The 11,364-nt window shown below is 50.3% G+C and carries 14 protein-coding genes; 2 read left to right on the forward strand and 12 right to left on the reverse strand.

Going from position 1 to position 11,364, the window contains the following annotated elements; genetic code table 11:
* The first annotated feature begins 248 nt into the window (after positions 1-248).
* Positions 249-1,205, forward strand: a complete 957-nt coding sequence (locus L6H70_RS14070) for an ArsR/SmtB family transcription factor (protein WP_236334086.1) — start codon at positions 249-251, stop codon at positions 1,203-1,205.
* Between the two features lie 70 nt (positions 1,206-1,275).
* Here L6H70_RS14070 and L6H70_RS14075 read toward each other — a convergent pair whose 3' ends face one another.
* The 3 genes from L6H70_RS14075 to L6H70_RS14085 all read right to left on the reverse strand — a co-directional run bounded on the left by L6H70_RS14075 (position 1,276) and on the right by L6H70_RS14085 (position 4,410).
* Positions 1,276-2,109: a carbohydrate ABC transporter permease gene (locus tag L6H70_RS14075; RefSeq protein WP_236334089.1), complete on the reverse strand. Its 834-nt coding sequence runs from the start codon at positions 2,107-2,109 to the stop codon at positions 1,276-1,278.
* Between the two features lie 2 nt (positions 2,110-2,111).
* Positions 2,112-3,008: a carbohydrate ABC transporter permease gene (locus L6H70_RS14080; protein WP_236334091.1), complete on the reverse strand. Its 897-nt coding sequence runs from the start codon at positions 3,006-3,008 to the stop codon at positions 2,112-2,114.
* A 67-nt stretch (positions 3,009-3,075) separates the two neighbouring features.
* Positions 3,076-4,410, reverse strand: a complete 1,335-nt coding sequence (locus L6H70_RS14085; RefSeq protein WP_236334093.1) for an ABC transporter substrate-binding protein — start codon at positions 4,408-4,410, stop codon at positions 3,076-3,078.
* A gap of 512 nt (positions 4,411-4,922) precedes the next feature.
* On the opposite strand from L6H70_RS14085, the gene L6H70_RS14090 reads away from it, so the two are divergent.
* The gene (locus tag L6H70_RS14090) at positions 4,923-5,081 is read left to right on the forward strand and encodes a hypothetical protein (RefSeq protein ID WP_054939566.1); all 159 of its coding nucleotides are present in this window, start codon (positions 4,923-4,925) and stop codon (positions 5,079-5,081) included.
* A 126-nt stretch (positions 5,082-5,207) separates the two neighbouring features.
* On the opposite strand, the gene L6H70_RS14095 is transcribed toward L6H70_RS14090, so the two are convergent.
* The 9 genes from L6H70_RS14095 to L6H70_RS14135 are packed head-to-tail and all read right to left on the reverse strand — an operon-like array spanning position 5,208 to position 11,341.
* A complete protein-coding gene (locus L6H70_RS14095; RefSeq protein ID WP_236334703.1) occupies positions 5,208-5,978 on the reverse strand; it encodes a class I SAM-dependent DNA methyltransferase in 771 nt (256 codons plus the stop codon).
* 15 nt (positions 5,979-5,993) lie between these two features.
* A complete protein-coding gene (locus tag L6H70_RS14100) occupies positions 5,994-6,908 on the reverse strand; it encodes a CvfB family protein (RefSeq protein WP_236334094.1) in 915 nt (304 codons plus the stop codon).
* A complete protein-coding gene (gene rsfS, locus L6H70_RS14105) occupies positions 6,905-7,252 on the reverse strand; it encodes a ribosome silencing factor (RefSeq protein ID WP_206103834.1) in 348 nt (115 codons plus the stop codon). The genes L6H70_RS14100 and rsfS overlap by 4 nt, the downstream gene beginning before the upstream one ends.
* Complete coding sequence (yqeK, locus tag L6H70_RS14110; protein WP_236334096.1) at positions 7,249-7,827, reverse strand: bis(5'-nucleosyl)-tetraphosphatase (symmetrical) YqeK; 579 nt, start codon at positions 7,825-7,827, stop codon at positions 7,249-7,251. Before yqeK ends, rsfS begins: the two co-directional genes overlap by 4 nt.
* Positions 7,799-8,401 (reverse strand): nicotinate-nucleotide adenylyltransferase, encoded by a 603-nt coding sequence (locus tag L6H70_RS14115; RefSeq protein WP_236334099.1) that lies wholly within the window; start codon positions 8,399-8,401, stop codon positions 7,799-7,801. Before L6H70_RS14115 ends, yqeK begins: the two co-directional genes overlap by 29 nt.
* 34 nt (positions 8,402-8,435) lie before the next feature.
* Positions 8,436-8,729 carry a ribosome assembly RNA-binding protein YhbY gene (yhbY, locus tag L6H70_RS14120; protein WP_036697934.1) on the reverse strand — a complete coding sequence of 98 codons (294 nt, stop codon included), beginning with the start codon at positions 8,727-8,729 and terminating at the stop codon, positions 8,436-8,438.
* A gap of 46 nt (positions 8,730-8,775) precedes the next feature.
* Positions 8,776-9,648 carry a shikimate dehydrogenase gene (gene aroE / locus L6H70_RS14125; RefSeq protein WP_236334101.1) on the reverse strand — a complete coding sequence of 291 codons (873 nt, stop codon included), beginning with the start codon at positions 9,646-9,648 and terminating at the stop codon, positions 8,776-8,778.
* Positions 9,649-9,689: 41 nt separating this feature from the next.
* Positions 9,690-10,817 carry a ribosome biogenesis GTPase YqeH gene (gene yqeH, locus L6H70_RS14130; RefSeq protein WP_206103830.1) on the reverse strand — a complete coding sequence of 376 codons (1,128 nt, stop codon included), beginning with the start codon at positions 10,815-10,817 and terminating at the stop codon, positions 9,690-9,692.
* Positions 10,814-11,341 (reverse strand): YqeG family HAD IIIA-type phosphatase, encoded by a 528-nt coding sequence (locus tag L6H70_RS14135; protein ID WP_054941987.1) that lies wholly within the window; start codon positions 11,339-11,341, stop codon positions 10,814-10,816. The genes yqeH and L6H70_RS14135 overlap by 4 nt, the downstream gene beginning before the upstream one ends.
* Positions 11,342-11,364 lie beyond the last annotated feature (23 nt).

Genomic DNA, 11,364 nt, shown 5'->3' on the forward strand with positions numbered 1-11,364 from the left:
ATGAATCTATTTATAACTATGCAAAACAAAATAAAATTAAGGCTATTTTCAGAAAAAATAATGGTTATTTTCGAAAAATGTTTTAGATTTATTTAAATCAAATTAACGTAAATGGTTAAAAAACCAAAAAAATAACTTAAATTTAATCGTAAATCACAAATAAAGGAAGAAAGCTTTCTTTTTCACCTTAATAAGTTTATAATTTTATAAAATAGTTATTTTACGACGTTTGCGGAGGAAGGTTTGATATGATTTATATCAAAGATTTAATGAGTGGCATTGAAATTTTCAAAGCGCTTAGCTCTGAAATCCGGATTCAAATTCTGGAATTACTAGCCACTAATCAGGCACTTAACCTGAATGAAATTGCCAAGAAGCTGAATCTTAGCAATGGCGCCATCACCATGCATATTAAGAAGCTGGAAGAAAGCGGTCTCATTGAAATCAATACTTCAGTAGGCAAACACGGCATCCAGAAGGTATGTTACTTAAATAAGGATAAACTGATGGTCGATCTGCGCAGCAAGGATGTCGACAACCTTTATGAGGTTGAAATCCAGGTTGGGCATTACAGCAACTATCAGGCAGTTCCAACCTGTGGCCTGGCTACTAAGGACAGCATTATCGGTGACTTCGACGAGCCCCGTTACTTCGCCGATCCCCAGCGGATTGATTCAGAGATTATCTGGATGGCGGAAGGCTTCCTGGAATACCGTATTCCGAACTATCTGAAGGCAAACCAGACCTTCCGTGAGATTCAGTTCTCCATGGAAATCGGTTCAGAAGCTCCCGGGTTCAGTGATAACTATCCTTCCGACCTGTACTTTTATGTGAACGGGATTGAGATCGGATACTGGACCAGTCCCGGAGACTTCGGCGACCAGCGCGGCACGTTCAATCCTGACTGGTGGCCACCTCACCTGAATCAGTACGGCATGCTTAAGCTGATCCGGATTAACAATGAAGGCAGCTTTATCGACGGCTGCCGCATTTCTGACATTACACTGGACGATATTAAGCTGGACTACAAAAGCGAGCTGACCTTCCGCATTGCCGTTACCGACAAGCCGGTCAACAAACGCGGGCTGACCATTTACGGCAAGCATTTTGGCAACTACAGCCAGGATTTGCTCGCCCGTGTCCTCTACAACGTCCATGAGATTGAAGAAGCAGGCAGCCTCCTCACCTCTTCATCTATGGAATAGTTTTCTCTACACCAAAAAGCAAACCTCCGGCAATGGAGGTTTGCTTTTTAGTTTGGGAATATATTCTAAATCACCCCTTCACCGCACCTGCCGTCATCCCGTCAATAAAGTACTTTTGAAAGCCAAGGAATAAGGCCAGAATCGGCAGGATGGAGAAAAACGAGCCGACAATCAGCAGATCATAGTTGTTGCCGTATGGAGTAAGCAGTGTCTTCAGGCCAATCGGCAGGGTGTATTTGTTCTCATTACTCAGCACCATAAACGGCCAGAGGAAATTATTCCAGCTGTTCATCCCGTTCAGGATCGCCATCGCTGCAAAGGAGGGCTTCATCACCGGCAGAATCAGGCGCACATAAATCGCATATTCATTCGCACCATCCACCCGGCCGGCGGCGATCATCTCCTTTGGAATCCCCCGTAAATATTGCCTGAAGAAAAAGATGGTCGCTGCGCTGGCCACACCCGGCAAAATAATCGCAGAATAGCTGTTCATCAGCCCCATGTTGAAGGTTAATGTATACAACGGCAGCAGCAGAATCTCAAACGGCACCATCATAATGAGCAGCACGCAGATAAACAGCAAGGTTTTGCCCCTGAATTCATAGGCTGAAAAACCGTAGGCTACCGTGGCACTGACCAACAGCGTTACCACAACCTGTACCACTGTCAGCAGCAGCGAATTGAAAAACCAGGTAAAGTAGGCATGCTCTCCGGTGAACAAAAAGACAAAATTATCAAAGCTCATCGCCGAAAGGTTGAATCTGAGGTTGAGGCCATACCGGATCAGATCCTCGCCGGGTTTAAATGAAGCGATGGTTACCGCATAAAAAGGCACCAGGATCAAGAGGCACAGCACGCTAAAAAAAGCAAAGAGGATGATTTTACGGATGGTTCCTGTCTTCACTCCTAATCCTCCTCCTTCTTAAACATGCCGCTGAAGGCGAGTTGCGTCAGATTAATCACCATGGTGATGAGCAGCAGAACAATACCGACCGCAGCCGCGTATCCCAGATTATTTTTCTCAATCCCCTGCCGGTAGAGATAACCGACGATGGTTAAGCCGATATTTTTCGGGGAGTTATTACCGTTCCACAGCATCATACTCTCGATAAACATCGCAAGGCCGGCATATATACTGATCGTCAGCACATAAATAGTCGTCGGCTTCAGCAACGGGACGGTAATGCGGGTAAACCGCTGGAAGGCGGAAGCTCCGTCAATGGAGGCCGCTTCGTAGTAATCATCCGGAATATTTTTGAGCCCCGATAAGAAGTAGAGCATATTCACACCCATCCAACGCCAGGTCGCTAGTGCCACCAAGGCAATGAAGCCGGTAGTCTGTCCTTTTAGAAATTTCACCGGCTCCACACCAAACACACCCAGTATGCTATTGATTAGCGAGCCTTCCATCTCGCCGAACATCAGGCGGAAAATGGTTCCAGCCACAACTACAGAGGTCAGCGCCGGGAAGAAGAAGGCGGATTTGAAAAATTCCCGGGCCCACATGGCTTTGTTATTAATCAGCACGGCGAACAGCATCGGAAACGGGATCAGAATCACCAGCGTCAGCAGCATATAGACTGCACTGTTGCGTACCGCTTTGAAAAAGATAGTATCCCCCATCAGTTTCGTGTAATTATCCGCGCCGATAAAATGTGCTTCCTGGCCAAGCGTCACCTTTTGAAAGCTCATGCCGAAGGAACTCAGCAGCGGATAGATCCAGAAGATGATGAATACGAGTACAAAAGGCAGCACGAACACGTAGGGAGCAACCTTTTGCGAATATAGGAAGTTCTTAATCATGGCTTCTGCTCCTTTAGAATAGAGCTGCCCACGGGGTGGACAGCTCCGAAAGTAACCGTACCCGCTACTACTTCAGTTCTTGTTCAATCTGTGTCTGGGCATCATCCAGCGCCTTCTGAATGTCCTTCCCGTCCTCGAAAATTTCATTTAAGGTTACGGTGCACAGTACATTGTTGATCGTCGGCGAAGCAGAGGTGGATTTGATCAGATTGATCTCCTCCCGGATTTCATTCAGCACATCAAACGGGTTGTTCACAAAATACTTCACGAATTGATTGTCCGGATTATGGGTTACCTCCTTCATATCCCAGACACTCATATTGATCGGGTCAAAACCAAGTGTATTCCAGATTTCAATGTTCGCATCCAATGACAGTTTGGCATAGGCGATAAAATCCTTAGCCAGCTGTACATCCTTCGCAGTCTTGGTGACCACCGTACCGGTACCACCGCCGCCGTACGATCTGTGCATCCCCTTTTCAAGAACGGGAAGCGGAGCGATGGCGATTTTACCGCTCAGGTCCTTCATATAGTTGGTATATCTGGACATTTGCCACAGCGGCATGAACGCAGTAGCATAGTTGCCGGAGTTAAACTCACCGTAAGCTTCTTCCGTATCCGGCTGTCCGCCGGCAATTGTGGCGATAACGTTATTGTCCTGCAGATCCTTTAGCATCGTCAGCGCTCTTATCATTTCCGGCGTATTCACCTGCGGTTTCCCGTCAGCATCGGTGAAGTCGGAATTCTGCTGCGCTAAGAGCAGAGAAGCCTGCCAGGTCGCACTGGTGTCGGCGGTGCCCATATATTTGCCTGTTTTTTCATATACCTGGATGCCGGCCTTCTTGAAATCCTCCCAGGTTACGATACTCTTGTAATCCACCCCGGCCTGTTCGAGAATTTCTGTATTGTAAAAGGCAACTGTTGCCCCGACATGCGTGGACAGACCGTAAATGTTCCCGTTTTTACTGTAGAGATCAAGCTGGGACTGGACAACAGTTCCTTTGTAGGGCTCTGCCACATCGTTCAGCGGTTCAAGCTGCGGATCTCCCGCCAGGAAATCCGGAAATTTGCCCAGCTCAATATCGGCAATATCCGGCGCCCCCACACCAGTCTGCACGGCGATGGACAGCTTGTTATGCATATCATCGTATGGCATCACCGTCACGTTCAGCTTAATCTGGCGATCGGGATTCGCCGCGTTCCATTTCTCCAGCATTTTCTCAAAATGCTGCCCATGCAGCTCGACAAATGTCCAGTACGAGAGCTCTGTAGCCTTCTCCCCTGCACCGCCGTTCAGGACAGAAGACTCACCGCCGGAAGTGTTGGAAGAAGATTTTCCGCAGCCAGCCAGAAATAAGATCATCGAGAGTACCATCAAAGAAATGAACCATTTGTTTTTCATGCTCGACCCTCCTGTATGATGAAAAATAATTGTTGCCCGCATTAGTGTAAACGGATACATTACAATCCCCGGAATATGGCTGCTTGGGCAGCCTTGGGCTCCCAGAGCCTTGCATCAACCTCCCTTTACACATTTGTTAAATGTTTTAGGCAGTTATAATGTATTCAGCTGGAAGAGCAAATAGAAACTTCTGAGACCTAAAAAACATATATTTATTAATTCTTTTGTAAATCAAAGCTTATAATTGAAAATTTCACGAAAACAAGACAGCTTTCTTGCGAAAACAATGACCTTTTAGTCCAAATGGATTTAAAGCCAAAGGTAGAACTTTTCGAAAAATATCATAATATTTAATTAAAATTGTAAATAAAGATAGTTTTCGCACTGATTTATTCCATTTCATTTAAATCCATTTAAACCATATTAGCCCTTATGCTTCCTCATACATAATTAGGCCCCGGCTAACGAACAATAACTCCTGTCTCCCATACCACCGAGAAGGAGTGTTTCATATGCGTGAAGGTCTGATCCCCACCGTTCTTGGTACCGTAGTTTCCGCTTCCGGCGCAGCTTTTCTTGGAAGCAAGTACAAGCTGGCCGCAACCGGCGTGCTTGGCTTTGGTCTGGCGCACATTGTACTGGGCACCATCGACTTGTTTGAGCACCGGTAAAAAGGTTGGAAGATGCCGGCCCTGTACTGCAAGTACAGGCCGGTTCCCTTATAGTCCAATTCTCCGTTCAACGGGACAGCAAAAAGGCCCTCACCCGGCAGGCAAGGACCTATCTATACATAAGATTTATTTCACAGCTACATAAAAAAGACGCTGGGCACTGTCATCTGCCGGGATCCATTCGAAATCGGCATACGTCTTAACGAGACTGAATCCGGCCTTGTACAGCTCGTCTGTCAGCCACTGCGGATCGTAAGCGCGCTGGATATGCGTCTCCTCGAAACGGCGGTAGAGGCCGCTGCCGTTCTCTTCACGGGCGAAAATGGACAGATGATGCTCAATTTCACGGCGCGGCACATCCAGCTCACAAGTCCAGATATAGGACACGGAAGGCTCATCCAGTACAAAAGGCTGCTCCTCCTCATAACGGAGCAGCGTATTCGGATGATGGACATCAAACAGAAAAGTACCCCCGTCTTTGAGGCCTGCGTATGTCCGGGCCAGAACTGCTTGAATATCCTGCTCTTCGAGCACATAGTTCAGACAGTCACAGAAAGAGATCACGGCATCTACCGGCTCCGGCAGCTCCCACTCCGTCATGTCCTGTCTGATCCAGCGCACGCTTCCCTCGCGTAAAAACCGGCGTCCCTGCGGATGCCGTTCCATCTTCTGCTGGGCCACGGACAGCATATCCGAAGATAAATCGATGCCGGTCATGTGATATCCTGCAGCAGCAAGCGGAATGGTGATGCTGCCCGTACCGCAGCCAAGCTCGGCCACGGTCCGGGGTTTGCCGTACATGCCCCATGCGGTTTCCGCAAAGGTCAGCCAATCCGGATACGGCATGTCCGCCATCAGCTCGTCGTATACATAAGCAAATTTCCCATAGGAAGACACAACGTACACCGCTTTCTATTCCTGATTCTGTTCCGGACCCTTCTCTGCTTCAGTCCCTGCAAGGTAGGTCCAGTTCTCCTTCTGGGTAATAAGACCTTCCTTCATCAGCTTGCCCATGGCGCGTTTGAATGCGGACTTGCTGATGCCGAAGCGCTGCTTGATAATATCCGGCGGCGTAGCATCCGAATAAGGCATCGCCCCGCCAGGGCGTGAATGCAGGAACTCCAGCAATGCCGCGGAATCCACATCCCGTCCAACTTCCTTGCGGTGGGTCATCGCCAGATTGACACGGCCATCCTCGCGGATATGCGAGACACGTGCTTCAAACTGTTCACCTAACCGCAGCAGACGGCTGCGCTCGGAGGAATGAACCATTCCGATGATCCCGAATCCCAGCACGCCGCCGTCCACGAGGACAAATGTACCCATTTGCAGCGGCTTGTAGACTCTGGCTGTAACGGTTTGCCCCATCCATGAGGATGGCGCTGGCAGAGCAAGCGGAGCAAGCTCCTGCTCTCCGGCCAGTTTGGCACGCAGGCGTCCCTGTTTATCATGCTCCATCAGTACAAATACCTTATCGCCAATCTGCGGGCGAAGCTCTACCAGTTCAGGCAGTTCGCCGATTGGCAGCAGCAGCTGGCGGCCGAGCCCCATCTCCAGGAAACAGCCCAGACGCGGATGAATATCCGCCACTTCCAGCAGAGCCATCTCACCCAGGGTGAGAAAAGGCTTCTTCATAGTGGCGGCAAGACGGTCCTCGGTATCAAAAAAGATAAATACCTCCACTTTGTCGCCTTGCTTAGGCTTGCTGCCTACCAGCTCCGTATAATGCAGCATGACATCCTGGTCACCTGCACCCAGAAAGAAGCCGTAAGGAGAGACTTCCCGCAATACTTCCAGTGTTACCGTAGTACCTGCAATCAGGCTCATACCGTCTCCACAACCTTGGCGTCAGACCAGAGACGCTCGATGTTGTAGTATTCACGCTCATCGCGGTGGAACACGTGCACGACAACATCCCCTAGATCCATCAGAACCCAGCGGGCCGCATCCATGCCTTCAATCCCGCGGATCATACCGCCGGCTTCATGAACCACTTTGCGCACTTCGGTAGCAATAGCCTGTACCTGGGTATCCGAATTACCGTGACAGATGATGAAATAATCACTGATCGGTGAAACATTGCGCAAATCCAATGCCACAACATTCATCGCTTTTTTGTCTTCAACGGCTTTAAGGGCCAATTCCAGCAGCTTGCTTGATTGTACACTCATATTTTATCCTCCAGTATTCTTACTAAGTCGTTGCGCGCCAGCATTGTAAGCGGAAATACAATCCGGCGCTTCTGCAGCAGCAGGCTGATCGTAGAATCAAATCCGGCAACCAGCGCTTCTTCGAGGCTTACCTTAGACAGTCTGCGGATCTCGTCTACACCGGGGAAATCCCGTCCGGGCTCGATGTAATCGGCCAGGCAGACGACCTTCTCCAGCAGGGTCATCCCCTTGCGGCCGGAAGTATGGTAACGGATTGCCCCTAGGATATCCGGGTCCGTAATTCCGTACTCCTGCTGCGCAACAAATGCCCCTACTTCAGCATGCCATAGCTGCTTGTCATATTGAAGCAGCTCGGTTGACAGCCCGTTCTGTTCAATGATCTCCTTCATTCTCTCCACCGGCCAATATTTGGCTACATCATGCAGAATAGCTGCCGTTTCCGCCTGAACTGGATCGGCTCCATAATGCCGGGCCAGCTTGACCGACGTTTCCATTACCCCCAGCGTATGCTGCCAGCGTTTGTCTGGCATCTGGGCAGAGACTGCCTCAATCAGCGCTTCGCGGCTGTAGGCCATACAATCCACTCCTCTGCACATATTCATATACCTGCTCAGGCACCATATAGCGGATAGACCGGCCGCTTGCCGCGCGTGACCTGAGCATCGTGGATGAGATATCCACCAGCGGCATGTCTGCGAGCACAACCTTATCGGCAATGAAGCCGGGCAGTGCCGCCAGATCAAGCGGTGTTCCAGGGCGTCCTACACCGATGAAGGTTAATGCGCCTACCAGCTCTTCAATCCCGTGCCATTTCGGCAAGTATTCAACCATATCCGCGCCAACGATGAAATAGAACTCATGCTGGGGATAGGCTTCTTTCAGGCTGTGTACGGTCTCAATGGTATAGGATACACCGCCCCGGACGATTTCCCAGTCCAGAATGCGGAACGCCTCATTTCCTTCTACCGCGCTCTGTACCATCGCCAGCCGGTCCGCCCCCGAAGCTCCGGCCTCATGTTTATGCGGAGGGATATGCGAGGGCATGAACCAGACCTCGTCCAGTGAATACGTATCCCTTGCGGCTTCTGCCGCCATCATGTGACCTATGTGAAGAGGATCAAAGGTTCCCCCCATAATTCCAACTTTCAAGAGGTGTACCTCCTCTTATTCTCCAAGTAAAAATCTAACGCGGAAGCTCAATGGTTTTGTTGTCGCGTGATTCCTTATAGAGCACGATAGTTTTACCAATTACCTGTACCAGCTCGGAACCGGACTGTTCAGCCAGGGCAGCACCGATTTCCTTCGGATCATCTGCATTGTTGTTAAGCACACTGATCTTCATCAGCTCGCGCTTTTCAATCGCTTCCTCAATATGGCGGATCAGATGGTCGTTAACGCCGCCTTTGCCGACTTGAAATACAGCATCAAGATGATGCGCCAAAGAGCGGAGATAACGTTTTTGTTTTCCAGTTAACATAAATGAACAAACCCCTTAATTAACAAATATTATTACCCTAAACTTGTCATTCCATTTCGTCTTCACTGCCGCCAAAACATTCTATAATCGTCCGCCGCATAATCTCCGTGGGAGCCGCCTGCCCTGTCCAATACTCAAACGCATAGGCGCCCTGGTATATAAACATGCCGAGACCGCCGTGTATGGTGCACCCTGCACGCAGGCCCTCCTCCAGCAGGCGGGTTCGCAGCGGGTTGTAGATCAGATCGCTGACCACGAGCCCCCCGTGCAGGAGCCCGGGGTCGATAGGCAGCTCGTCAGGGTATGGAAACATGCCGACAGATGTGGTATTGATGACAATATCAGCCTCCGGAATTATACCGGCAACCCCTTCCATAGCCGTGCCTGTTACTTTGCCTGTACCCTGCCATGCTGCCGCCAGCTCCTGCGCTTTGTCCGCAGTGCGGTTAGCGATAACGATAGAGGCCGGGTTCTCCTTAAGCAAAGCGCTGACAATACCTCTTGCCGCACCTCCGGCCCCGAGGACCAGGATACGAGTGCCAGACAGCTCCGGCACAGCTTCCGCCTTCAGTGAGCGCACATATCCGATACCGTCGGTATTATATCCGGTCAGCACACCATTATCATTGACAATGGTATTAACCGCGCCTCCGGCAAGCGCACTCTCATCCAGCTTGTCCAGATACTCCATGACTGCAACTTTATGCGGAATCGTCACGTTGACTCCGCGGAAGCCGAGCGTACGGATCGCCTGCACCGCTTCACCAAGCTGGTCGCCGTTGATATGCAGGGGGACATAGGCACCCGGTATGCCTAGTGCTTTCAGGGCTGCTGTGTGCATCACCGGTGATTTCGACTGGGCGATCGGATCGCCCATGACGCCAAGCAGCATATCCATGTTTCTGTGATTGCCGTTCATAGGCACCGATCCTCCTAAAAGTTTTGTTAGCATTACTTCAATTAAATCAGTGAAGGGCGGGTCAGTACCTTAACTCCCCGCGGAACATGAACAGCCACTACTGCGCCTTCTGTTCCATTTACCTTGATCCAGCCGAGGCCGGAGATGAACAGATCCGTCTGGCTACCGCGGCCGATCCGGAATTCATGGCGCTGCCATTGCGGAAGCTTATCCATGTCTGCCGCCACCGGTGGTGTCAGCAGCTCGCCGCGGTGGTCCTTATACAGGGAATCCGCGCGCTCGAGCTTCGTACGATGAATCTTAAGGGTCGTGCTGATGTAGCAGGTGAAGGATTGCCGCGGACCCTGAATGAAGTCAAAGCGTCCCAGCCCGCCGAAGAACAGCGTCTGACCTTCATTAAGCTGATAAACTGCAGGCTTAAGCGGATTCTCCGGCATTACCGCGCCAAGATCACGCCGCTCCACCAGCTCGCTGTAACGCCAAGGATATACAATTCCCGGCGTATCAATAATATAGTGACCGTCATCGAGCGGGATTTTGACCGTATCCAGCGTTGTGCCGGGATAACGTGAAGTCGTCAGTTCCTGCTCCAGATCACTGTAATCTGAGATCAGGCGGTTGATCAGCGTTGACTTGCCTACATTCGTTGCACCAACTACGTAGATGTCCCGTTGTCCGCGCAGCTCACTAACCGTCTCCAGCAGACGTTCGAAGCCCTGATTGCGTTTGGCGCTGACAAGTACAATTTCGGCAGTCCGCAGACCATGCTCCTTACAGCGCTGCTGCATCCAGTTACGCAGCTTGTTCCAGTTCGTCACCTTCGGCAGCAGGTCACATTTGTTCACTGCAAGGATAACCGGATTGTTGCCTACGAACCGCTGCAGGCCGGAAATCAGGCTGCCCTCAAAATCAAATAGATCCACGATATGGATCACAAGTGCATTCTTCTCGCCTATTCCGCTAAGCAGGTGAAGGAATTCATCCTGATCGACGGATACGGAAGAAGCTTCATTATAGTTCTTAATCCGGAAACAGCGCTGGCAGATGACCGGTTCCCGTTCAAAGGCAACCTCCGGGATATAGCCCGGAAGCTCCTTGTTCCCGGTCTGCAGCGTAATCCCGCACCCGCTGCATTTAGCAGGGCGCTGAGTTTCATTCTGTTGATTCATTGGGGTTTATCCTCCTCGTGCCACAATCCTTGCTTGCGAAGCCGTGTGAGTGCAATTTGCTCCACCCGGCGGTTAATTCTTGTTCCAATCCCTTCGTCCTTAACGGAGATTGGCAATACCAATACAGTGTACAAACCCAGCCGGTTTCCGCCATATACGTCCGTAAGCATCTGATCGCCGACTACGATCGTCTGTTCCGGTGTAAGCTCCATCAGCTTCATCGCCTTAAGAAACGGTGTATTGCTCGGTTTGCGGGCCTGATGAACAAATTCAATATTCAGCGGCGTTGCAAAGCGTGACACCCGGTCCATGTTGTTGTTCGATACAATGATCAGCTTGAAGCCAAGCTCTTTCACCTTCGCGAACCACAGCAGCAGCTCCGGAGTAGCCAGAGGGGCTTTGGCACCGACCAGCGTATTATCCAGATCCGTAATGATGCCCCGGTATCCCTTCTGGTACAGCTCTTCCAGCCCAATATCAAATACCGTGTTCACCCGGAGTTTCGGAACTAACCTTTCAAACAATACGTTCACCTCGATATCATAAA

Source organism: Paenibacillus auburnensis (genome assembly GCF_927798115.1).
Lineage (GTDB): Bacteria > Bacillota > Bacilli > Paenibacillales > Paenibacillaceae > Paenibacillus_AQ > Paenibacillus_AQ auburnensis.